This window comes from Streptomyces sp. 7-21, from assembly GCF_016741785.1.
Taxonomy (GTDB): domain Bacteria; phylum Actinomycetota; class Actinomycetes; order Streptomycetales; family Streptomycetaceae; genus Streptomyces.
The window spans coordinates 14,068-35,804 of record NZ_JAERRL010000007.1 but is presented as its reverse complement, the minus strand read 5'-3'; the positions used below and the strand labels follow the sequence as shown (position 1 = coordinate 35,804).

The following is a 21,737-nucleotide window of genomic DNA, read 5'->3' as shown; positions in this document are numbered from 1 at the left end:
CACGGGAGATGATCTTCGCATGCCGCGGCGGGAGCCTGCCCCGCACCGGCCGTCCGGCGCCCGCTGCCTGGCGCCCGGCACAATGAACGGGTGACGCCGTCCCCCGCGCGCTCCTGGCCCGCGCCCGTCCCCGTCAGTGCCCCCGTCGACCACGGCACCGCCCGCCTGCTGCCCGACCTCGACCACGAGGCCGCCTGGCTGCTGACCGTCGACGACGCCCCCCAGTCGTACGTGAACCTCGCCGATCCCCGGCACCTGGAGTTCGAGTACACCCGCTGGATCGGCCATGCCCTGGACACGGCCGCCCCGCCCGGCGAGCCGCTGGACCTGCTGCACCTGGGCGCCGGAGCGCTCACCCTGGCCCGTTACGCAGCCGCCACCCGGCCCGGCTCGCGCCAGCGCGCCGTCGAGGCCGACCGCGCCCTGGCCCGCCTGGTCGGCCGCCATCTGCCCCCGCCGGACGGCGGGATCACGCTCCAGACGGCCGACGCCCGTGACGTGCTGGCGGCGGGCGAGGCCGCCAGCACGGACGTCGTCATCGCCGACGTCTTCGGGGGCTCCCGCGTCCCCGCCCACCTCACCACCACGGACGCCGCCCGCGATGCCGCCCGCGTCCTGCGTCCCGGCGGCCTCTACGCGGCCAATCTTGCCGACACCGCGCCGTTCGCCTTCCTGCGCTCGCAGGTCGCCACCGCCGCGACCGCCTTCGCCGAGCTGTGCCTGCTGGCTGAGCCCGCGACGCTGCGCGGGCGCCGCTTCGGCAACGCCGTCCTGCTGGCGTCGGACACCCCGCTGCCTGTCGCCGAGCTGGCCCGCCGCGCCGCGGCGGACCCGTTCCCCGCCCGCGTGGTGCACGGCGCGGCGCTCGAGCGGTTCGCGGACGGCGCGGCACCGGTCGACGCCGCGGCGGCCGTGCCCTCGCCCCGGCCGCCCGCCGGCGCGCCCGGCGCCGGCTGAGCGGACCCGGCCACCGCCGCGGTCCGGCGTTACTCCTGGGACTCCTCGGGATACGGGCGCAGGCTGTTCATCATCAGCTCCACGGTCTCGTCATCCACCGCGCCCTCGAAGCCGGTGTCCCGCAGCAGCACCCACGTGGCGAGGTTGTTCTCCGAGTCGATGTACGAGACGGTCACCACCTCGCCCTCGCTCGTCCCGCACGGCGCGTCCGGGTCCTCGGGCACGTCGGTGATGGTGGCCGTGGCGGTGTGCCCCGTGATGCCGTACTCGCTCTCAAACGGCTCCGGCTCCGTCACCCGCAGGGTGCCGCGCTGCTCCTGGTCGTAGGCGGCCAGCGCCCACACCCGTGCCTCGTTCTCGGCGGCTTCCTCCGTGGAGGTCGCCCCCTGCCCGCCCTTGGTGCCCGCCGCGGCCCGCCAGCTGGGGCCGTCGGCCTCGTCGCACCAGTCGTCCATGTAGGTGCTGACCGCGGACATCGCGACGGCGAGGTCGCCGTTGCCGTCCTCCCGGCTGTCCTCGTAGCCGATCAACTGGCTCTCGCTGCCGACCTCCCAGTCGGGCGGTACGTCGAAGGCGTTGTGCCGGTCGAAGATCCGCTGCACCTGCCAGTCCGGCGCGACCACGGGGTCGGGGACGGGCAGCACCGGGCTGCGCGGATCGTCGGGGTCGGCGCCGATCGAGTGGTCGTCGGTCGGCTCGGGAGACGGGCTGGCCGGGCGGTCGCCGCCCGCGCGCGCCTCGCCGCCGCTGCTGCCGCCGTCCTCGCCGCTGCTGCCACCGCCGTCACCGCCCAGCACGACGACGCCGGCGATCACGGCGACGGCGGCCACCGCCGCTGCCGTCACCAGGGCAATGGCCGTCCGTTTGCCGCGGCGCTCGCCGCCCGGGCCACCGGTCGGTGCCCCCGGCTGCTCCCACTGTCCCGAGGCGTACGGGCTTGGCGGCGTACCCGGCGGCGGTGTCCCCCGCACCGGCGGGTAGGGCTGCTGCCCGGACGGCTGTCCGGGCGGGTACGGCGTCGGCCACGGTGTATCCGGAGCGCCCCCCGGCGGCTTTTCCACGCTCATGCCACGTGACCTTAAAACCCCCCGCTCCTCCCGGCCATGCCCGCCCGGCGATTGGTACCGACCTGGAACGCCCGGCGCTCAGCCCGAGGCCAGCAGCAGCGTGCCCGCCATGGCGAGCCCGGCGCCCGCCGCCTGGGCGCGGCGCAGCCGCTCCCGCAGCACGCCCCGCGCCGTCAGCGCCGTCACGACCGGGTACAGCGAGGCGAGGACCACGGCAACGGTGACGGGACCGATGCGCGCGGCCAGCGCGTACGTCCCGTTCGCGGCGACGTCGGCCAGGCCCACGAAGGCCAGCGCGGGCAGTGACGGCACCAGGGCGTGCGGCCCGCCCGGCAGGATCCCGCCGCCGCGCCGCGCCGACACCAGCAGCCAGGCGCCGCCCGCCAGCACGTTGCACAGCCGCTGCACGAAGAGCGCCAGGAACAGGCCGGTGACATTCACCGACGCCTCCGCGATCAGCGTCAGCACGGCTCCGATGCCCGCGGCCGACGCCAGCGACAGCACCAGCGCCTGCCGCCGCAGGGGCTCCCCGCCGGCCTCGAACCCGCCCGCGAGCAGCACTCCGGCGAACGCGACCACGATGCCGCCGGCCTGCACCACACCCGGCCGCTCGCCCATGACCAGCGCCACGCCTACGGGCACCGCCGCCGCCGTCGCGGCCAGCGGTGAGACCACGCCCATCGGTCCCAGCGCCAGCGCCCGGTAGAAGCACAGCAGCGCCGCGGGGCCCACCAGCCCGGCGGCCACGGCGAACCACAGCCGCGGCCCGGCCTCGGTCCAGGCCTGGGTCGCTACGACGACAACGCCCAGCGCCAGCGCCGCCAGGGTCTGGGAGACGACCACGACCGTCATGGCCGGAAGACGCCGCGACAGCAGACCGCCGCCGAAGTCGGCAAGCCCCCACAGCAAGCTCGTCGCCAGTGCGAGAGGTATCAACACGCGCCTCGCAAGTACAGTGTGGTGAACGAAAGGGTTCACTCCACAATAACGCACTGCATTGCACGGCAGCGTCCAAAATATTTGACCATCGGCCGACCCCGGGGGAGGGGGCACCGTTGACCGATCTCGACCAGCTGACCCAGTCGCTCGCCCGCAATCTCAAACGCCTGCGCACCGAACGCGGCTTCACCCTGGACGGCCTCGCCGCCCGCGCGGGCATCAGCCGCGGCATGATCATCCAGATCGAGCAGGCCAGGACCAACCCCAGCGTCGGCACCGTCGTCAAGATCGGCGACGCCCTGGGCGTGAGCGTCACCACCCTTCTCGACTACGACCAGACGCCTGCCGTGCGCCTGGTCCCGGCCGAGCAGGCCGTCCGCCTGTGGTCCACCCCGGCGGGCAGCCACAGCACCCTCCTCGCCGGCACCGAGGCGCCCGGCCCGCTGGAGCTGTGGCACTGGCGCCTGATGCCGGGGGAGGGCAGTGACTCCGACCCCCACCCTCCCGGCACCGCCGAACTCGTGCACGTCACCGCCGGCGTGCTCACCCTCATCGTTGACGGCCAGGAGCACCGCGTGCCCGCGGGGTCCTCCGCCGCCTTCGAGTCACACGTGCCGCACGGCTACCGCAACGACGGCGAGGAGCCCGCCGAGATGACGATGGCCGTCTCCGTGCCCCCCGCCACCCCCCGCTGATCCCGCGCCGCGCTGCCGGCGGGCTGCCGCTCCGCCGCGGCGCGGCGCCGGCGGGCTGCCGTCAGGCCGCACTCCCGGCTGCCCCCGTGACCCGGGGGATCTCGATGGCGGGGCAGGTGTTCATCACCATCTCCAGCCCCGCCGCCCGGGTCCGCTCATAGGCCGCCTCGTCGATGACGCCCAGCTGGAACCACACCGCCTTGGCGCCGATGGCCACCGCCTGGTCGGCGACCGCCCCGGCCTGCTGGCTGTTGACGAACACATCCACCACGTCCACCGGGAAGGGCACGGACGCCAGGTCCGGGTAGCCCTGCTCGCCGTGCACCGTCTCGGCCTTCGGGTGCACCGGCACGATCCGCTTGCCGAACCGCTGCAGCAGCTTCGCAACCCCCCACGCGGGCCGCTGCTGGTTCGAGGACAGGCCCACGATCGCCCAGGTGTCGCCGAGCTCGGTGAGGATCTTGCGCACCGTCGCGTCGTCGCCGTACCGCTCCGCCATCTTCGTGTCCTCCGTTCCGTTCCGCTGTCCCGCCCGCCGGTTACAACCGTCACGCCCCGCTGCCGATTCCCCGCCGCCGGCGCGCCGCGCCCGGCCCGTAGTCTGGCGGGATGCGAGACGGGCGGGACAACGGATACGTGACGGTGGCCGGCGAGGGCAGCCACGAGACGGAGATCAGCCGCTCCCGCTTCCTGTGCTACCTCGCCCCGGCCGCCACCGAGGAGCAGGCCAAGGAAGTGATCGCCCGGGTCCGGGCCGAGCACCCCACAGCCACCCACCACTGCTACGCCTACGTCATCGGCGCTGACGCCTCCGTGCAGCGCTGCTCTGACGACGGCGAGCCCGGCGGCACGGCGGGTCCGCCCATGCTCCGGATGCTGCTGCGCCGCGACGTGCGCTACGCGGTGGCCGTCGTCGTCCGCTACTTCGGCGGCACGAAGCTCGGTGCGGGCGGCCTGATCCGTGCCTACGGCGGCGCCGTCGGTGCGGCCCTGGACGCGGTGGGCACGGTGACGCGGCGGCGGTACCGCGCGGCCACCGTGACCGTCGGGCACGACCGGGCGGGCCGCCTGGAGAACGACCTGCGCACCCGCGGCACCGCCGTTCTCGGCGTCACCTACGGCGCGGAAGTCGCCTTTGCGGTCGCGCTGCCGGAGGATGAGATTGCGGGCTTCACCTCGTGGCTCGCCGCCGCCACGGCGGGCGCCGCCCGCTGCGACCTCGGCGGCGAGGTCTACGGCACGCCCTGAACGGGCCGCCCCGCCGCCCGCGGAACACGGGGACAGGCGGCGGTGTTCACACAAGTAGTTGAAAAATAAACTATATCGCAAGGAGACGTGCCCGTGCAGTTCGGGATCTTCACTGTCGGCGACGTGACGCCGGACCCCACCAACGGCACCACACCGACCGAGCACGAACGCATCAAGGCGATGGTCACCATCGCCCTCAAGGCGGAGGAGGTGGGCCTCGACGTCTTCGCCACCGGCGAGCACCACAACCCGCCGTTCGTGCCGTCCTCACCCACCACCATGCTGGGCTACATCGCCGCCCGCACCAAGCGGCTGCTGCTGTCCACGGCCACCACCCTCATCACCACCAACGACCCGGTGAAGATCGCCGAGGACTACGCCATGCTCCAGCACCTCGCCGACGGGCGCGTGGACCTCATACTCGGCCGCGGCAACACCGGCCCCGTCTACCCCTGGTTCGGCCAGGACATCCGCCAGGGCATCCCGCTGGCCATCGAGAACTACGCACTGCTGCACCGGCTGTGGCGCGAGGACGTCGTCGACTGGAGCGGACGCTTCCGCACCCCGCTCCAGGGCTTCACCTCCACCCCCCGTCCTCTTGACGGCGTCCCCCCGTTCGTCTGGCACGGCTCCATCCGCAGCCCCGAGATCGCCGAGCAGGCAGCATTTTACGGGAACGGATTCTTCGCAAATAACATTTTCTGGCCCAAGGAGCACTTCCAGCGCCTTATCGCACTCTACCGGGAGCGGTTCGCTCATTACGGACACGGCACCCCCGAGCAGGCCATCGTCGGCCTCGGCGGCCAGGTCTTCATGCGCCCCAACTCCCAGGACGCCGTCCGCGAGTTCCGGCCCTACTTCGACAACGCCCCGGTCTACGGCCACGGCCCCTCCCTGGAGGAGTTCACCGAGCAGACCCCGCTGACCGTCGGCAGCCCGCAGCAGGTCATCGAGCGCACCCTCACCTTCCGCGAGTCCTTCGGCGACTACCAGCGGCAGCTGTTCCTGATGGACCACGCCGGACTGCCCCTGAAGACCGTGCTGGAACAGCTCGACATCCTCGGCGAGGAGGTCGTGCCCGTGCTGCGCAGGGAGTTCGCCGCCCGCCGCCCCGCCGGCGTCGCCGACCCCCCGGTCCACCCGGCCTGCCGCGACGCTGTCCGCCGCGACGCGTAACACCCGTCCCCGCAAAGCCACGTCACGGAGATCTCTCATGACTGCTCACGAGACCCGCCTCGCGGTCATCTCCGCAGGGCTCAGCCAGCCTTCGGCCACCCGCCGGCTCGCCGACCGCCTCGCCGGCGCCGCCACCAAACACCTCGCCGAAGCCGGGCACCCCGCCACCGCCCGCGTCATCGAACTGCGGGAACTGGCCACCCCCATTGCCCACCACCTCGTGACCGGCTTCCCCGGCCCGCCGCTCAGGGAGGCACTGGACACCGTCACCGGCGCCGACGGCCTCATCGCCGTCACCCCCGTCTTCGCCGGCAGCTACAGCGGCCTGTTCAAGTCGTTCTTCGACCTCGTCGAGCCCGGCTCCCTCGACGGCACCCCCGTTCTGCTCGCCGCCACTGGCGGCTCCGCCCGCCACTCCCTGGTCCTCGACCACGCCATGCGGCCGCTCTTCTCCTACCTGCGCGCCCTCACCGCCCCCACCGGCGTCTACGCCGCCGCCGAGGACTGGGGCGGCACCGGCGACTCCCGCACCGGCCCCCTGCCGGAACGGATCGACCGCGCCGCCCGCGAACTGGCCAGCCTGGTCGCCGGACGGCCCGCCGGACCCCGCGCCCCGGCGGAGCCGGAGGTCGTCCCGTTCGAGGAGCAGCTGGCCCGCGTGCGCGAAGGCGACTGAGCCGGGCGGCAACCTTCCGCGGCCGCCGCGGCGACATGGCCGTGCCAGGACCCCGCCGCTCAGCGAGCAGACGAGCCACCATAGGCAAGCCCTCCGCTGCGTCGCATGCCCGGACCGGTACCAGGCCCGGCCGCCGCCGTCCGCGTCCCCGCCTGGCGGCCGCGCTGGCGCTGCTGACCTGCGCGGCCACCGCCGGCCCCGCCGCCTGGGGCAGCACCTCCGCCGGGGCCGCCACGGCCCCGGCACAGGACGCCGTCCTCACCGTCGCCCAGGACGGCACCGGCGACTTCACCACCGTCCAGGCCGCCGTGGACGCCGTCCCCGCGGACAACCAGGACCAGGTGACCATCGCCATCGCGCCGGGGGAGTACCGCGAGACCGTCACCATCCCCCGCGACAAGCCGCACCTGCGCCTGACCGGCACCGGCGGCAGCCCCCGCGACGTCACGATCGTCTACGGCACCTCCGCCGGCACCTCCGCCCCCGGCGGCGGCACTCTCGGCACCAGCGGCAGCGCCGCCGTGGCCATCGACGCCGACGACGTCCGCGCGCCCAACCTCACCTTCGCCAACGACTTCGACGAGCTCGCCCACGCCGGCCAGGAGGGCCCCAGGCCGTCGCCCTGCGCACCCGTGGCGACCGCATCGTGCTGGACTCCGTCGTCGTCACCGGCGACCAGGACACCCTGCTGCTCGACAGCGCCGGACGCGGCGTGCAGGGCCGCGTGTACGTCACCGACTCCCTGATCCAGGGCAACGTCGACTTCATCTTCGGCCGCGCCACCGCCGTCAGCACCGGCTCCGTCATCGAGGTCACCACCCGCCCCGACGGCTCCTCAGGCGGCTACGTCACCGCCCCGTCCACAGCCCCGGCATGCCCGGCATCCTCATCACCGACCGGTCATCACCGGCGACGTCGAGGACGGCACGTACTGCCTCGGCCGGCCTGGTACGCCGGCGGCGACGCCTTTCCTCCACCCGCAGACCACCGTCCGCGACACCGAGCTGAGCGCCGCCATCAAGGACACCCCCTGGACCGGCATGAGCGGATTCCCCTGGCAGGGCGCCCGGTTCGCCGAGTACCACAGCACCGGCCCCGGCGCGGGCGGGGCCAGCGCCGGGGCCGGCCGCAGCTGACCGACGAACGGCCGCGCCGCAGGAAACCGGCGACTGGCGCGGCGACTGGACCCCCTGACCGCACCGCCCCGGGCGGCGGGGGCACCGCGCCCCGCCGCCCGTCGGTAAGGTGGCGCCTGGTCACACAGCCGCACATACGGGGGCACGAGTCGGGGTGAACGCAGTGACAGCGCGGGAACCGGAACCGCTGCCGGTCAGCGCCGCGCGCGACCGCTGGACGGAGCTGGTGCGCGGCGCCGAGGACGGCCGCACGGCCTGGATCCGCGACCCCGCCACCGGCGACGAGGCCGCGCTGTCCCCGCTGCCCGCACCCCGCGGTTCCGCCGGCTGGCCCCGCTGGACCGTCACCGACGCCCGCCACAAGCTCGGCGACCTCGTCCGCGACGCCGCCGCCGGCCAGCCCGCCGTCCTGACCCGCCGCGCCCGGCCCGTCGCCGCGCTCGTCCCCGCGCCCCACGCCGCGCCGCCCGCGCCCGCGCCGGAGCCGGCCCCGGCGGCGGACGACGCCCCGCCGCTCGGCGACCTGCTCAGCGAGTGGGACGGCCTCACCGCCTCCGGGACCGCCCCCGACCCCGTCCCCACCGGGCTCCCCGGGCTCGACGACGCCACCGCGGGCGGCCTGCGCCCCGGCCGTCTCGCCGTACTCACCGCCCCGCCCGCCGCCGGCGCCTCCGCCTGCGTCCTCGGCATGGCCCGCGCGGCCGCGCTCGCCGACCCGCCGCGCCCCGTCCTCGTCGTCACCGGCCAGCTGGCCCGCCGCGATGTGCTGCTGCGCCTCCTCGCCGCCGAGGCGCCCGCCAGCCTCCAGCACCTCGCCGACGGTACCCTCCCCGCCGCCGACCGGCCCCGCGTCGCCGGGGCCACCGAGCGGCTGCGCACCGCACCGCTGCACGTCGCCGACCGCCTCACCACCCTGCGCCAGGTCCGCGACGCCGCCGCGGCGCTCGGCGACGGCCCCGCTCTCGTCCTGCTTGACCCCGTCACCCACGTCGGCTTCGGGTCTGCTCCGCCGCCCCTCGCCCTGCGCCGCCTCGCTCAGGACCTCGGCGCGGCCGTCGTGGCCACCCTCCCGGCCGGCCACGGCCTGACCGCCCCGCTGGAGACCGAGGCCGACCTGGTGCTGCGGCTCGAACGCGACGGCGACCGCGCCCGCCTCGCCCTCACCCGCCACCGCCACGGCCCCACCACGGCGCTGGACCTGCGCGCCGACCTCGGCCGCGCCCGGCTCCTCCCCGCCGGGCCCGGCGACCCGCCCCCGCCCGCCGCCCCGGCACCCGGACCCGTGCCCGTCCCGGAGCCGGACCGCGCCCCCAGCGGCGACCTCCTCTGGGCCGACCCCCAGCCCTGCGTGCTGTGCGGGCAGCCCACTCCGCTGCGCGCCCGTGGCCTGCCGCAGCACATGGGCGGCCTCTGCGCGGCCTCCGCGGCCGCACCCGCACCGGCGCCTGCCCCCGCCGGGGACCGGGCACCCCAGCGGCCCACGCCGCCCGCGCGCGCCGCCAGCCGCCCCGCCCGCCGCGACACCTCCGGCATGATCGCCCGGAACGTCGAGCGGGCCCTGGCCGACAACGACGGCGACGTCCAGGCCGCCACCGCCGCCCTCGTCAAACGCGCCATCCCCGACGGCATGGCCCTGCTCAACTCCACGCGCGTCGGCTCCACCTACGACTTCACCTTCTTCCTGTCACTGGACGACATCCCGGTGCTGAAGAAGCCCTCCCGCGACGGGGCCGACCTCGTCTGGGAAGGGCGCCCCAAGTGGCGCAACCCCACCCTCCACCGCCGCGGCCCCCGGCAGACCGTCACCGCGCTCGACATCAACGGCGCCTACCTGTCGGCCCTCAAGTGCCACCTGCCGATCGGCAAGCTCGTCCACTCGCCCACCGGCGAATACGACCGCAAGCGTTCCGGCATCTACCTCGTCACCCCGCCCGCCTGGGAACACCCCCACCTGCCCAATCCGCTCGGGAACCGCGAGGAGCCCGGCCCGCTGTGGATCACCGACCCGACGCTGCGCCTGCTGCTGCGGCTGTCCGGCCCCCGGATGCGCCTGTGCGACCCGCCGGTCATCCACGAGTCCTGGACCTCCGGCTCTTCCGAGGCCCTCCTGGAACGCTTCCGCCGCGAACTGGCCGCCGCCCGCGACGCCGCCCTCGACGCCGGTGACACCGTCACCCTCGAGTACGTCAAGGCCATCTACAGCAAGTTCGTCTCCACCATCGGCGAGTCGAGCGCCAACCGGGAGATGCGCCGCCCCGACTGGATGCACCTGATCCGCTCCCAGGCGTTCGCCAACCTCTGGCTGAAGGCGTACAAGGCACACGAGGCCGGACTGACCATCGTGCGGATGATGGGCACCGACGAACTCCACGTCACCGGCGGCGACTGGCGGCGGGTCTTCCGCGAGGGCCGCCGCCTCACCGAGGTCAAGGTCAAGGAGGAGTACACCATCGGAGGCGAGGGCTGATGGCGGGCCGGTGGGGAAGCCGCGACGGCTTCGGCTACTACGGCGCCCACGGCGTCCCCGGCTGGGTCGCCCTCGAGCGGGAGATGAACCGCCAGGTCACCGGCATCACCTCACCGGTCGAGAGCGAACGCGGCCTGGCAGCCCGGCTGCGCTACCTCACCGCCTCAGCGGCCGGGTACGCCGCCATGGAACGCGCCGGGATCTCCGTCACCCGCCGTACCCTGTTCGCCTGGCTCGCCGCGGAACGCGTCCCGTCACGCCAGAACCTGCGCCGGATCGACGCCGCTTACTGGGACCTGCGCCGCCGCCGCCTCGCCGCCACCTGGAAGCGCCGCCTGGCCGAGCGCGGCACCCGCATCGAGATCCACCCCGTCGACCAGGAGCAGGTGCGGCGCGACTTTCCGGGCCACGCCCGTGACCTGACCGTCCGCCGGATCACCGTCCGCGGCCACCGCATCTGGGACGACATCATCGACGGCTGGCTCACCGGCAACAGCGAACTCCTGGATGCCGCCTGGGACGACATCATCTACGACCTCGGCTCCGAGTACGACTCCTACTCCTACGTCTCCAGCGTCGGCTTCGGCCTGTGACCCGCGGCGCCACCGCGCCGCCCAGCGGCCCCCGCCCGCCGCCAGCCGGGGGCCGGGCGCGGTAGGCCGTCAGCCGCGGCCGTCACGCCGCAGCACCACCGTCCACGTCCCGTCCTCCGCGCTCTCCCGTACCAGCCGCAGTCCCGCCGACAGGCACTGGCTCAGCACCCACGCGTGCGCCAGGCGCAGCTTGCGGTAGCTGCCGGCCCGCAGCGTCCAGTCCGGACCGCGCCGCTGGTGCACCAGGTCGTGCACCACCACCGTGTAGTCGCCGAAGTCGTCCGGATACTCCAGGAAACACGTCATGATGCGGTCCTCGCTGGTCCGCACCGGAACGAACCGGTCGGTCCCCGTCAGCGGCCGCGACAGGTCCCGGTAGGCGAGCACCGCCACCCCGCCGGGCGCGAGCGCCGCCGCGATATCCCGCACCAGCGCCGCCACGTCCCCCCGCGTCGGCAGGTGCGTCAGCGTGTCCCCCAGGCACACCACCGCCCCCGCTGACCCCGGCGCGACCAGCTCCCGCAGCGCCGTCCTGATATCCGCCCGCACCGGCCGCACCGCCGCCAGCCCCGCCGCGTGCTGCGCAACCTCGTCCAGCAGCGGCTGGCTCAGGTCCACCGCCAGCACCGGGTCGAACCCCAGCCCGGCCAGCGCCAGGCTCGCGTGCCCCGGCCCGCACCCCAGATCCACGGCGACCCTCCCCGCCGCCCCGGGCTCCACCCCCATCCGCGCGAACTCCGCCCGCTGCGCCCGGGCCAGCGCCGGGATGTCCCCGCCCAGCATCCACGTGTAGTGCTCGGCGAGCAGCCGGTCGTAGTGCTCCACCGCGGTCGTCACCTGGCCCTGGGCGGGACTCGTCATCGCGCATCCTCTCCGTGTGCGGCAGCGCACAGCGAATGTAGATCAAGATCCGGCACAATGGGCGGATCCCCGAACGACGTTCGGCACGACCCGGGAGAAGGCGACCATGGACGACACAGATTCGGCGATCCTGGCCTATCTCCAGCGGGACGCACGGCTCACCAACCGCGAACTCGCCCGCCTCGTCGGCGTCGCCCCCTCCACCTGCCTGGAACGGGTCCGCGCCCTGCGCGCCCGCGGCGTCATCACCGGCTACCACGCCGCCGTCGACCCCCGCGCCCTCGGCCGCAACCTCCAGGCGCTTGTCTTCGCACGCCTCCGCCCGCTCAGCCGCGAGGTCATCACCGGGTTCCAGGACTACCTGTCCCAGCTCACCGAGGTGCTGTCCGTCTTCGTCGTCTCCGGGGACGACGACATCGTGATCCACGTCGCCGTCCGCGACATCGAGCGCCTGCACGCCTTCCTCATGGACCGCGTCAGCGCCCGGCGCGAGGTCATGACCTTCCGCAGCTCAGTGATCTACCAGCAGACCGCCACCCACGTCCTGACGCCCGCCGACGACTCCCGCCCCTGACCGGGCCCCGCCCGCGCCGCGGTCAGCGGACCGTCAGCCAGGCGTCATCCCCGCCCGCCAGGCTGACGCTGACAGACCGTCCGGCGCCTGCTGGCAGCCCGTCAGCACGGCGATCACAGGAGAAAGCAGTCATGACCCTGAAGACCTTCACCCAGCGCGCCGTCGCCACCGCGGGCGTCGTGGCGGCCACTGCCCTGGGCGGCGCGCTCGCCTTCGCCCCGTCCGCCGCCGCGGCTTCCGCGCCCGCCGACGTCACGCCGATGTCCTGCCCGGGCAACGAGCCGGCGCCGCAGCCCGGCTTCCGCTGCCTGTCCTGGTACCCGGACGCGGTGGCGTGCGCCGACGGCGTCGCCGCCCACGTGGCGGCCACCCCCGCCGTCGAGGGCTACTGCGCGTCCTCGGCCGACGGCTGGTGGGGATACGTCAACATCTATTGACGCCGCCGCGGCACCGGCACACCGAAGCCCCCGGCACGCCTCGCTCCCTCCCGCGGCGCGTGCCGGGCCTCCCTCCCGCTTGGCGGCCGTCCCCGGCGCACGGCCCGCTTCTCAGGCCCCCGCATCCCGCGCCGCCGCCAGCACGGCCGCTCGCCCGCCGCCCGGCCAGCGGAACGCCTCGCCGCGGCAGACGCCGGTGACCCGGCCGTACCCGCCCGGCACCCCCGCGTCAGCCCCCGCCGCGGCGGCCCGGTCGTGATCCCGCAGCCGTTCCAGCGCCGCCTCCCGCTCACCGGCCGCACCGGCGAGTTCAGCGGCGTACGCCCGCAGCAGTCCGTGCACCCGGAACCGGCCGGCGGCGGTCCGCTCCACCAGATGCGCACGCAGCAGCGCCCCGAGCACCCGCCGGGTCTCGCGCGGCCCGCTCCCGGCCAGTGCCGCCACGGCGCGCACGTCCGCCCCCTCTCCGGGCAGCAGCCCCAGCAGCCGGAACACCCGGGCCGCCGCGGGGTCCAGCACCCGGTAGGACCACCAGAACACCGACCGCACCGCCGAACGGGGGTCGCCCCCGGCATCCAGCAGATCCAGCGCCTCCTCCGCGCGCGCCAGCTCCGCCGCCAGCGCCGCGACCCCGCCCGCCGGCCGCGACCGCACCAGCTCCGCGGCGACCCGCAGCGCCAGCGGCAGCCGAGCGCACCGCTCGGCCAGCGCCCCCGCCGCAGCGGGCTCGGCCGCCGCGCGCTCACCCGCCAGCGCGCGCAGCAGCGCCCGGGCATCCCCGGCGGGCAGCCTGTCCAGGCAGATCCGGTGGGCCCCCTCCCGGGCAACCAGCCCGGCCAGCGCGTCACGGCTGGTCACCAGCGTCACGCACGACGTGCCGCCAGGCAGCAGCGGCCGCACCTGCTCGGCGCTGCGGGCGTTGTCCAGCAGCACCAGCAGACGGCGCCGGTCCACCAGTGAGCGGAACCGCGCCGCGCGCTCGTCCCTCCCCGGCGGCATCGCGGCGCCGTCCACCCCCAGCCCCCGCAGCAGCCCCGCCAGGGCCTCCTCCGGCCCGGCCGGGCGGCCGGGACCGTAGCCGCCCAGATCCACGTACAGCTGGCCGTCCGGAAACCGCGCCCGCGCCCGGTGCGCCCAGTGCACCGCCAGCGCCGTCTTCCCCGCCCCGGCCGTCCCCGCCACCACCGCGACCGCCCCCGGCCCCCCGGCCAGCAGCAGCCGGTCCAGCTCCGCGAGCTCCGCCTCCCGGCCGGTAAACCCCCGCACCCTGACGGGCAGCTGCGCCGGCGGGCACGCCCCCGCGGGGGTGCCGCCGTCCGGCCCCACCGGCGCTCCGGCCAGCATCCGCCGCTGCAGACCGCGCAGGGCCGGGCCCGGCTCCAGCCCCAGCTCACTGGCCAGCACCTCGCGCGCCGCCCGGTAAGCGGCCAGCGCGTCAGCGGGCCGCCCCGCCCGGTACAGCGCCGTCATCAGCAGGCCGTGAAACCGCTCCCGCAGCGGGTGCGCACGCACCAGACCAGCCAGCTCGCCGGCGACCTCCGCCTCCCGGCCCGCGGCCAGCTCCGCCTGGTACAGCGTCTCCAGCGCGGTCAGGCGGCACTCCGACAACCGGTGCGCCCAGTCGGCCAGCACCGGCACCTCCAGGTCACCCAGCGGCGTCCCCTGCCACAGGGCCAGCGCCTCACGCAGTGACTGCGCCGTACCGCGCGGCTCCCGCCCGGTGGCGCGCACCGCTTCCGCGACCAGCGTCTCGAACCGCTGCGCATCCAGCTCTCCCGGCAGTACCCGCAGCCGGTACCCGCCTCCGGTGAACGACAGCCGCTCCGGCTCCCCGAGCAGCCGGCGCAGCCGGTGCGCATGGACCTGGAGCTTCTGCCCCGCCCGGGGAACCGGCTGCGCTCCCCACAGCGCATCGGTGAGCACATCCACCGGCACCGGCTGCCCCGCCCGCTCCAGCAGCATGGCGAACAGTGTGCGCTGCAGCCGTCCGGACAGCTCCGTGAACCGTCCCTCACGCCGAATCCCGAGGCCTCCCAGCACCTGGAACTCCATGACCGCCCCCGTTTCCCCGAACGCCGACGTCCCGCCCCACCATCGCCCCGCCCCGGCGAGCGGGCCAGCGGCCCGGCGCGACAGTGCAAACGGCACAGCAGACGGCACGGCGGGGACGCGGCAGCGGGCGCGGGAGCGCGGGCGGACAGCACGAAGCCCGTGGCTTCCCGCGCCACAGGCACGGGAAGCCACGGGCTGCGGGCGGCGGTGCCGCCCCGCAAGCGCCGTCAGCAGAGCGCTGTCAGCACTGTCAGTAGGCGCTGTCGACGTTGTCCATGGAGCCGTACCGGTCGGCCGCGTAGTTACAGGCGGCCACGATGTTGGCGACCGGGTCGTAGATGTCCGTGCTGGTGCCCTCGACGTGGTACTGCTCGAACGTCGGCTCGATCACCTGGAGCAGCCCCTTGGACGGGATGTTCTTGTGCGCGTTCGAGTCCCACAGGTTGATCGTCAGCGGATCACCGCTGGACTCGCGCATCAGGTTGCGGTAGATGCCCTCGTAGGAGCCCGGGATGCCGTGCTCGTCCATGATCTCCAGGGCCTGGTCGATCCAGCGGTCGATCTGCTCCCGGGAAGCGGGCTGCGGCTCGGGCTGCTGGTGGCGCTCCACGGTGATCAGCGTGCCGTCCTCGTGGTACCGGGCACCGCGGCCCCGGTCCTCGTGCCGCTCCTGGGAGGACCCAGAGCCGTGGCCGCGGTCCCGGTCGCTGCCGTGGCCGTCCCGGCCGGAACGCTCCCCGTGCCCGTCGCCGTCCTGCTTGTCCTGGCTCTCCTGCCCGGCGTCGTCGCGGTCGTCGCCGCCAAGCGAGGCTGTCTTGCCGTAGACGATCTCGGAAGCCCGCGGGGTAGCGGCGGCCGGAGCGTCGGCGCGTTCGGCCGCCGGAGCGGAACCGTGGTGCGCGTCGTCAGCGGCGGCCACAGGGGCGAAAGGCAGTGCCAGGGCCGCGACGCCGGCGACGGCGGCGCTCGCCAGGGCGACCGAACGGGTCGTGGCGCGGCGGGTGCCGGTGGTGGCGGTCATAAAGGCGTACCTCGATCCTCACGACTGCTGGGGGAGTGGTGCCGCCGTGGTGCGGCCTGGCCCAGTGTGGGAACCGGCGTGCCGCCACCGGAAAACCGCCGTCTGCGAAGCCGCTTCGTAGCCCGCCGCCCCCGTCTGCCGCCCCGCCCCGTCCCGCCTGGGCAGCCGCACCCTCACCCGCTCCTACCGGCCTTCGGATGTGACGCGCGTCCCGTGCGCGGCCTCACACCCCGCCCCGCGCGCCGTCACCGACCGGAGTGCCCGCTTGCACGCACCGTGAGGAGTATCCCGCCCCCTTGCCTGCGGTGCGCAGCCGCAGCCGTACGCGACGTATCGGCACCCGGCGGCGCCCGCCACGCCGCGGCCGCCGTCAGCCGGACGCCCGGGGATTCCGCACCACGGCGACCGGACAGTGCGCGTGGTGCAGCAGCGCCTTGCTCACCGACCCCAGGAGCTGCCTGAGGAACCCGCCCCCGCCCCTGGCGCCGACGACCACCAGCTGCGCCGCCGCGCTTGCGCCGATCAGCGTCTGGCGGGGCTCACCGCGGACCACTTCCCGCGTGACCGCCACCTCCGGATAGCGCTCGCGCCGGCTCGCGACCACCCGGGTCAGCAGCCGCTCGGCGGCCTCCTCGTCCCGTCGCTCCGGTGCCTTTCCCTCCGGCGACCAGGCGTGCACGGCAACCAGCCCGGCGCCGCGCAGCGCCGCCTCGGCGAAGGCGAACTCCACCGCCCACTCCCCGCTGCGTGAACCGTCGGCCCCCAGCACGACCGGCCCGGCGTGCTCGGTGTCGCCGCGGACCACCATCACCGGGCACTCGCTGTGAGCGGACAGCGACTCCGCCGTGGAGCCCAGCAGCATGCCGGTGAATCCGCCCATGCCCCGGCTGCCGGTGACCACCAGACCGGCACCGCGCGCCTCCCGCGCCAGCACGGGCACCGTGGCACCGGCCTCCACCGTCTCGGAGACCTCGATCCCCGGTGCCGCCTCCTGCGCGAGCGCGGCGGCCTGGCGGGTCAGCCGCCGCAGCGGCGCCAGATCCAGCGACGGCACCCCCACGGCACTCACGGGCCGGGGGACGACGTGCACCAGATGCAGCCGCGCGCGCCGCCACGCCGCCTCCCGCGCGGCCTGCACGACCGCGGCATCGCTCCACCGGGACCCGTCCACGCCGACGACGACCAGGCTGCTCACGCGCATCCCTCCGCTCCCGGGCCCAGCCTCGCCCAGCCCGGCTGTCTCCGCCAACCCGCCGCCGACGGCGCCCCCGGATCGTGACCGTCCGGCTACTGACTGAGACCGTCAGGTGGTGTTAATGCGGGAACACACGCCGCCGGGCGCCCCGTACCGGGTGCCCCACCGGGTCGGAGGCTCGGCTGCCCGGACCGGACACGCCGCCAGGCGCCCCGGAGCCGGGGCGCCGGATGGGGGAGAGCGGTGATATGCGGGGCAAACGGGAATGCAGAGGGCTTCTGGCTGCCCCTGGCCGGGGCCGACTGGCTGGCTCGCTCCGGATGCCGCACATCCATTGACCTTCGGCCGCGCAGCGCCCTACATTGAGCCGCATCAAAAACCACTAGTGAATAGATATTCACTTTCTTTGTGATCCGCGCCCCGTGCCCCCTGCCGGGCCGGCGGATCAGCGCAATCCAAGGACGTTCCAAGATGCTCAGTGCAGATCCCGCCGCAGCCGAACGGTTCCGCACCTGGCGACACCAGCTCGCCGACGCCGACCTGCCCGGCCAGGCCCGCGATCTCGAGCGGCTCGCCACCGAGGTGCGACGCAGCGTCGTAACCATGATCGACCGCGCGGGCATGGGCCACATCGGCGGCGACATGTCGGTGACCGACATCCTCGTCACCCTGTTCGGCGGCGTGCTCGGCAACGACCCGGCACGCCCCGATGACCCCGACCGCGACCGCTTCATCCTCAGCAAAGGCCACTGCGCGGCCTCCCTGTACGCCACGCTCGCCCACTGCGGCTACTTCCCCCGGTCCGAGCTGTCCGCGTTCATGGCACCGCTCTCCCCCCTCAACGGCCACCCGAACCGCAGGAAGGTACCCGGCGTGGAGACGAACACCGGGCCGCTCGGCCACGGATTCCCCGTCGCCGTCGGCTGCGCCCTCGCCGCCCGCCTCTCCGGCCGCTCCTACCGGACCTTCGTCGTCCTCGGCGACGGCGAGCTGCAGGAGGGCAGCAACTGGGAGGCCGCCATGACCGCCGCCCACCACGGCCTGGACTCCCTCACCGCCATCGTCGACCGCAACGGCCTGCAGCAGGGCGACCGGACCGAGCAGACCACGCGGCTGGAACCCCTGGCGGACAAGTGGGCCAGCTTCGGCTGGGAAACCCGCGAGGCCGACGGCCACGACCACGCCGCCCTGCTGTCCGCCCTCCGGCCCTCCACCACGGGCCGGCCCGTCGCCGTCATCGCCCGCACCGTCAAGGGCAAGGGCGTGTCGTTCATCGAGGACCGAGCGGAGTGGCACCACAAAGTGCCCACCACCGAGCAGGTCCACGCCGCGCTGGAGGAACTGAGCCGATGACCGCGGAACTCGTCCAGACCCCCGCCCCCACCTACGACTGCCGGCAGGCCTTCGCAGACGAGCTGATCGCGCTGGCCGCCGAAGACGAACGCGTCGTCGCCGTCTGCAACGACTCGGTCAGCTCCTCCAACCTCGTCCGCTTCCGCGAGCTGTACCCCGACCGCCTCATCAACGTCGGCATCGCCGAACAGGACCTCGTAGGCGTCGCCGCCGGCCTGGCCAACGGCGGACTGCTCCCGTTCGTCAGCGCCGCCGGCCCCTTCCTCACCGGCCGCGCCACCGAACAGATCAAGACCGACGCCGCGTACAACGGCCTGCCCATGGCCCTGTGCGGCCAGTCACCCGGCATGGCCTACGGCGAACTCGGCCCCACCCACCACTCCATCGAGGACCTGTCCTGGATGCGGGCCATCGCCGACCTGGCCGTCCTGGTGCCCGCCGACCCGGCCCAGACCCGGGCCGCGGTGCGCTGGGCCGCCGCCCACGACGGACCCGTCTACCTGCGCGTCCCCCGCTTCAAGGTGCCCTCCGTCACCCCCGGCGAAGCCCCCCTCGAAACCGGCCGCGCCCTCCAGCTCACCGACGGCGACGACATCACCGTGCTGGCCATCGGCACCATGGTCTCCCGCGCCCTGGAAGCCGCCCGCGAGCTGCGCGCCGACGGCATCGGCGTCCGCGTCCTGAACATGACGTTCGTCGAGCCGCTCGACACCAACGCCGTCCTGCGCGCCGCACGCGAGACCCGCGGCATCGTCACCGCCGAGGAAGCCACCACCACCGGCGGCCTCGGCGCCGCCGCCGCCAGCCTGGTGGCACAGCACCACCCCGTGCCCATGCGCATCCTCGGCGTCCACCGCGAGTTCGCACCCACCGGCAGCCCCGCCTTCCTGCTGGAACACTTCGGCCTGACCGCCGCCGGCATCGCCGCCGCCGCACGCGACCTGCTGGGGAACAACGATGGCTGAGCCCCTCATCCTCGCCATCGACCAGGGCACCAGCGCCACCAAGGCGGTCCTCGTCGACCGCAGCGGCACCATCATCGCCCGCGCCTCCGCCCCGCTCACGCTGCACACCCCCGCACCGGGCTGGGTCGAGCAGTCCCCCAGCGACATCTGGACCAGCTGCCGCCAGGCCGTGGCCGCCTGCCTGCAAGACCAGGACCCGGCCCGCATCGCCGCAGTCGGCCTGAGCACCCAGCGCGAATCGCTCCTGCTGTGGGACCGCGCCACCGGCCGCCCCCTCAGCCCTCTGGTCAGCTGGCTCGACCAGCGCACCGCCGGCCACCCCGCCCTGCTGCGCGCCGCACCCGAGGCGGACCTGGTCCGCGAGGCCAGCGGACTGCCGCTGGACCCGATGTTCTCCGCCCCCACCGCCGCCTGGCTGCTGGACACCCACGACCCCGACCGCCACCGCGCCCGCGCCGGCGACCTGTGCCTGGGCACCGTCGACTCCTGGCTGCTGTGGCAGCTCGGCGGCACCCACCTCATCGAGGTGGGCAACGCCTCACGCACCCAGCTGCTCGACGTCCGCCGGCGCACCTGGGACGAGCGGCTGACCCGCCTGTTCGACGTGCCCGCCCAGGCGCTGCCGCGCGTCGTCTCCTCCCAGGGCCCCTTTCCCGCCACCCGCGGACTGGACCCGCTGCCCGACGGCGTTCCCGTCACCGCCGTACTGGGGGACTCCCACGCGGCGCTGTTCGCCCACGCCGGCTGGGAACCAGGCACCGTCAAGGCCACCTACGGCACCGGCTCGTCCGTCATGGCCGCGGCCCCCGCCGCCACCCCCCTCTCACCCGGCCTGTGCCTGACCGTCGCCTGGGAGACCGACCGGCCCGTCTGGGGCGTGGAAGGCAACATCCGCTCCACCGGTGCCACCGTCTCCTGGCTGGCCCGCCTGCTGGGAACCACCCCGGACGAGCTGGCCCGCTCAGCCGCCGCCAGCAGCGAAGGCGTCGTCATCGTCCCTGCCTTCGGCGGCCTCGGCGCACCCTGGTGGGACGACGAGGCGGTCGGCCTCATCAGCGGTCTGACGCTCGGCGCCGGACCCGCCCAGCTGGCCCGCGCCGCCCTGGAGTCCATCGCCTTCCAGGTAGAGGACGTGGTCGCGGCCATCGAACGCGACACCGCCCCCGTCACCCGCCTGCTCGCCGACGGCGGCGCCGCGGCCAGCCCCGTCCTGATGCAGCTCCAGGCCGACACCGGCCAGCGCACCGTCGAACGGGCCCGCGCACGCGAAACCTCCGCACTCGGCGCCGCCCACCTCGCCGGACTCGCCGCCGGCGTCTGGACCCACAGGGAACTCGCCGCGCTGGACCGGCCCCGCGACCGGTACCACCCCGCCGAAGACCCCGCCGGCGCCGCCCGCCGGCGCGCTCACTGGCACACCGCCGTGCACCGCGCCCGGCTCCGCGCCCCCGAACGGCGCGACCCCCCGGGACAGCCACCGCACAGCAGCAGCCCGCAAGGAGGACCAGCATGAACGCCGGACGATACGCAGGCAGGACCGTCGCGGTCACCGGCGCCGCCCGGGGCATCGGGCGGGGCATCGCCACCCGGTTCGCCGACGAGGGCGCCGCCGTGCTGGTGATCGATGCCGACCCCGCCGTCGAGGACGCCGCCACCCAGCTGGACGCCACCAGCCCCGCCACCGTCCTGGGCGTACAGGCCGACGTCACCGACGAGACGGCCGTGACAGCAGCCTTCGCCCTCGCCGAACGCACCTGGAACCGGCTCGACGTCCTCGTCAACAACGCCGGCGTCATCACCATCAGCCGCCTGGAAGACCTCACCCTCGCCGACTGGCAGAAAGTCCTCGCGGTCAACACCACCGGCACCTTCCTGTGCGCCAGGGCCGCCGCCGCGATCATGAGGCGGCACGGCCACGGCGGCCGCATCCTCAACGCCGCCTCCGGCCAGGCACGGCAGGGCTTCGTCTACACCCCTCACTACGCCGCCAGCAAATTCGGGGTCGTCGGCCTCACCCAGAGCCTGGCCAAGGAACTCGCCCCGGACCGCATCACCGTCAACGCCTACTGCCCCGGCATCGTCGGCAGCGACATGTGGGACTACAACGACCGCGAGTGGGGCCGGCTCCTCGGCGACTACCAGCCCGGCGAGCTGATGGCCGAATGGGTGGCCGGCATCCCCCTCGGACGCGCCGGCACCCACGACGACATCGCCCACCTGCTTCTCTTCCTTGCCTCTCCCGAGGCCGGCTACATCACCGGCCAGACGATCAACGTCGACGGCGGGATGTTCATGAACTAACGCGCCGCCGGCGCCCCCGGCGAC

The 21,737-nt window shown here is 74.7% G+C and carries 22 protein-coding genes; 15 read left to right on the top strand and 7 right to left on the bottom strand.

Going from position 1 to position 21,737, the window contains the following annotated elements; translation table 11 throughout:
* Positions 1-90 precede the first annotated feature (90 nt).
* Entirely contained in the window at positions 91-957 is an 867-nt protein-coding gene (locus tag JK356_RS10945) for a spermidine synthase (RefSeq protein WP_201867457.1), read from the top strand.
* Positions 958-986: 29 nt separating this feature from the next.
* Here the strand turns inward: JK356_RS10945 and JK356_RS10940 are convergent, their stop codons facing one another.
* Positions 987-1,802 carry a hypothetical protein gene (locus tag JK356_RS10940; RefSeq protein ID WP_201867456.1) on the bottom strand — a complete coding sequence of 272 codons (816 nt, stop codon included), beginning with the start codon at positions 1,800-1,802 and terminating at the stop codon, positions 987-989.
* Positions 1,803-2,102: 300 nt separating this feature from the next.
* The gene (locus tag JK356_RS10935; RefSeq protein WP_201867673.1) at positions 2,103-2,960 is read right to left on the bottom strand and encodes an EamA family transporter; all 858 of its coding nucleotides are present in this window, start codon (positions 2,958-2,960) and stop codon (positions 2,103-2,105) included.
* Between the two features lie 119 nt (positions 2,961-3,079).
* Between JK356_RS10935 and JK356_RS10930 the strand changes: the two genes are divergently transcribed.
* Positions 3,080-3,658 (top strand): helix-turn-helix domain-containing protein, encoded by a 579-nt coding sequence (locus JK356_RS10930; protein WP_201867455.1) that lies wholly within the window; start codon positions 3,080-3,082, stop codon positions 3,656-3,658.
* Positions 3,659-3,719: 61 nt separating this feature from the next.
* On the opposite strand, the gene JK356_RS10925 is transcribed toward JK356_RS10930, so the two are convergent.
* Entirely contained in the window at positions 3,720-4,157 is a 438-nt protein-coding gene (locus JK356_RS10925; RefSeq protein WP_201867454.1) for a CoA-binding protein, read from the bottom strand.
* Positions 4,158-4,267: 110 nt separating this feature from the next.
* Between JK356_RS10925 and JK356_RS10920 the strand changes: the two genes are divergently transcribed.
* The 7 genes from JK356_RS10920 (at position 4,268) to JK356_RS10895 (ending at position 10,954) form a co-directional block, all read left to right on the top strand.
* Positions 4,268-4,906 carry a YigZ family protein gene (locus JK356_RS10920; RefSeq protein ID WP_201867453.1) on the top strand — a complete coding sequence of 213 codons (639 nt, stop codon included), beginning with the start codon at positions 4,268-4,270 and terminating at the stop codon, positions 4,904-4,906.
* 93 nt (positions 4,907-4,999) lie between these two features.
* Positions 5,000-6,082 carry an LLM class flavin-dependent oxidoreductase gene (locus JK356_RS10915; RefSeq protein WP_201867452.1) on the top strand — a complete coding sequence of 361 codons (1,083 nt, stop codon included), beginning with the start codon at positions 5,000-5,002 and terminating at the stop codon, positions 6,080-6,082.
* Between the two features lie 37 nt (positions 6,083-6,119).
* Entirely contained in the window at positions 6,120-6,758 is a 639-nt protein-coding gene (locus JK356_RS10910) for an FMN reductase (RefSeq protein WP_201867451.1), read from the top strand.
* 41 nt (positions 6,759-6,799) lie between these two features.
* Complete coding sequence (locus JK356_RS22190; protein ID WP_307815524.1) at positions 6,800-7,504, top strand: pectinesterase family protein; 705 nt, start codon at positions 6,800-6,802, stop codon at positions 7,502-7,504.
* Positions 7,405-8,052, top strand: a complete 648-nt coding sequence (locus tag JK356_RS22350) for a hypothetical protein (RefSeq protein ID WP_307815523.1) — start codon at positions 7,405-7,407, stop codon at positions 8,050-8,052. Before JK356_RS22190 ends, JK356_RS22350 begins: the two co-directional genes overlap by 100 nt.
* 5 nt (positions 8,053-8,057) lie before the next feature.
* Complete coding sequence (locus JK356_RS22345; RefSeq protein WP_201867450.1) at positions 8,058-10,361, top strand: type II toxin-antitoxin system prevent-host-death family antitoxin; 2,304 nt, start codon at positions 8,058-8,060, stop codon at positions 10,359-10,361.
* On the top strand, positions 10,361-10,954 hold the full coding sequence (locus tag JK356_RS10895; RefSeq protein ID WP_201867449.1) for a transcriptional regulator: 594 nt from the start codon (positions 10,361-10,363) through the stop codon (positions 10,952-10,954). Before JK356_RS22345 ends, JK356_RS10895 begins: the two co-directional genes overlap by 1 nt.
* A gap of 69 nt (positions 10,955-11,023) precedes the next feature.
* On the opposite strand, the gene JK356_RS10890 is transcribed toward JK356_RS10895, so the two are convergent.
* Positions 11,024-11,815 (bottom strand): bifunctional 2-polyprenyl-6-hydroxyphenol methylase/3-demethylubiquinol 3-O-methyltransferase UbiG, encoded by a 792-nt coding sequence (locus JK356_RS10890; protein ID WP_201867448.1) that lies wholly within the window; start codon positions 11,813-11,815, stop codon positions 11,024-11,026.
* Positions 11,816-11,921: 106 nt separating this feature from the next.
* Between JK356_RS10890 and JK356_RS10885 the strand changes: the two genes are divergently transcribed.
* Together JK356_RS10885 and JK356_RS10880 are read left to right on the top strand one after the other, a co-directional pair.
* The gene (locus JK356_RS10885; RefSeq protein ID WP_201867447.1) at positions 11,922-12,389 is read left to right on the top strand and encodes an Lrp/AsnC family transcriptional regulator; all 468 of its coding nucleotides are present in this window, start codon (positions 11,922-11,924) and stop codon (positions 12,387-12,389) included.
* Between the two features lie 131 nt (positions 12,390-12,520).
* Entirely contained in the window at positions 12,521-12,826 is a 306-nt protein-coding gene (locus JK356_RS10880; RefSeq protein WP_201867446.1) for a hypothetical protein, read from the top strand.
* 111 nt (positions 12,827-12,937) lie between these two features.
* Here JK356_RS10880 and JK356_RS10875 read toward each other — a convergent pair whose 3' ends face one another.
* The 3 genes from JK356_RS10875 to JK356_RS10865 all read right to left on the bottom strand — a co-directional run bounded on the left by JK356_RS10875 (position 12,938) and on the right by JK356_RS10865 (position 17,100).
* The gene (locus JK356_RS10875) at positions 12,938-14,878 is read right to left on the bottom strand and encodes an AfsR/SARP family transcriptional regulator (RefSeq protein WP_269137125.1); all 1,941 of its coding nucleotides are present in this window, start codon (positions 14,876-14,878) and stop codon (positions 12,938-12,940) included.
* A gap of 250 nt (positions 14,879-15,128) precedes the next feature.
* Positions 15,129-15,899, bottom strand: coding sequence for a transglycosylase SLT domain-containing protein (locus JK356_RS10870; RefSeq protein WP_201867444.1), 771 nt, complete (start codon positions 15,897-15,899; stop codon positions 15,129-15,131).
* 370 nt (positions 15,900-16,269) lie between these two features.
* Positions 16,270-17,100, bottom strand: coding sequence for a universal stress protein (locus JK356_RS10865; protein ID WP_201867443.1), 831 nt, complete (start codon positions 17,098-17,100; stop codon positions 16,270-16,272).
* Between the two features lie 465 nt (positions 17,101-17,565).
* Here JK356_RS10865 and JK356_RS10860 point away from each other — a divergent pair, with 465 nt between their 5' ends.
* The 4 genes from JK356_RS10860 to JK356_RS10845 are packed head-to-tail and all read left to right on the top strand — an operon-like array spanning position 17,566 to position 21,713.
* Positions 17,566-18,447 (top strand): transketolase, encoded by an 882-nt coding sequence (locus JK356_RS10860; protein WP_201867442.1) that lies wholly within the window; start codon positions 17,566-17,568, stop codon positions 18,445-18,447.
* On the top strand, positions 18,444-19,412 hold the full coding sequence (locus tag JK356_RS10855) for a transketolase family protein (protein ID WP_201867441.1): 969 nt from the start codon (positions 18,444-18,446) through the stop codon (positions 19,410-19,412). The genes JK356_RS10860 and JK356_RS10855 overlap by 4 nt, the downstream gene beginning before the upstream one ends.
* Entirely contained in the window at positions 19,405-20,925 is a 1,521-nt protein-coding gene (locus JK356_RS10850; protein WP_201867440.1) for an FGGY family carbohydrate kinase, read from the top strand. The genes JK356_RS10855 and JK356_RS10850 overlap by 8 nt, the downstream gene beginning before the upstream one ends.
* Positions 20,922-21,713, top strand: a complete 792-nt coding sequence (locus tag JK356_RS10845; RefSeq protein ID WP_201867439.1) for an SDR family oxidoreductase — start codon at positions 20,922-20,924, stop codon at positions 21,711-21,713. Before JK356_RS10850 ends, JK356_RS10845 begins: the two co-directional genes overlap by 4 nt.
* The last annotated feature ends 24 nt before the right edge of the window (positions 21,714-21,737 follow it).

Bases quoted from the DNA above. Each gene is read 5' to 3' on its own strand.
- JK356_RS10925 (WP_201867454.1), bottom strand. From the start codon at position 4,157: ATGGCGGAGCGGTACGGCGACGACGCGACGGTGCGCAAGATCCTCACC.
- JK356_RS10920 (WP_201867453.1), top strand. From the start codon at position 4,268: ATGCGAGACGGGCGGGACAACGGATACGTGACGGTGGCCGGCGAGGGC.
- JK356_RS10910 (WP_201867451.1), top strand. From the start codon at position 6,120: ATGACTGCTCACGAGACCCGCCTCGCGGTCATCTCCGCAGGGCTCAGC.
- JK356_RS10895 (WP_201867449.1), top strand. From the start codon at position 10,361: ATGGCGGGCCGGTGGGGAAGCCGCGACGGCTTCGGCTACTACGGCGCC.
- JK356_RS10890 (WP_201867448.1), bottom strand. From the start codon at position 11,815: ATGACGAGTCCCGCCCAGGGCCAGGTGACGACCGCGGTGGAGCACTAC.
- JK356_RS10885 (WP_201867447.1), top strand. From the start codon at position 11,922: ATGGACGACACAGATTCGGCGATCCTGGCCTATCTCCAGCGGGACGCA.
- JK356_RS10880 (WP_201867446.1), top strand. From the start codon at position 12,521: ATGACCCTGAAGACCTTCACCCAGCGCGCCGTCGCCACCGCGGGCGTC.
- JK356_RS10875 (WP_269137125.1), bottom strand. From the start codon at position 14,878: ATGGAGTTCCAGGTGCTGGGAGGCCTCGGGATTCGGCGTGAGGGACGG.
- JK356_RS10870 (WP_201867444.1), bottom strand. From the start codon at position 15,899: ATGACCGCCACCACCGGCACCCGCCGCGCCACGACCCGTTCGGTCGCC.
- JK356_RS10865 (WP_201867443.1), bottom strand. From the start codon at position 17,100: ATGCGCGTGAGCAGCCTGGTCGTCGTCGGCGTGGACGGGTCCCGGTGG.
- JK356_RS10860 (WP_201867442.1), top strand. From the start codon at position 17,566: ATGCTCAGTGCAGATCCCGCCGCAGCCGAACGGTTCCGCACCTGGCGA.
- JK356_RS10855 (WP_201867441.1), top strand. From the start codon at position 18,444: ATGACCGCGGAACTCGTCCAGACCCCCGCCCCCACCTACGACTGCCGG.
- JK356_RS10850 (WP_201867440.1), top strand. From the start codon at position 19,405: ATGGCTGAGCCCCTCATCCTCGCCATCGACCAGGGCACCAGCGCCACC.
- JK356_RS10845 (WP_201867439.1), top strand. From the start codon at position 20,922: ATGAACGCCGGACGATACGCAGGCAGGACCGTCGCGGTCACCGGCGCC.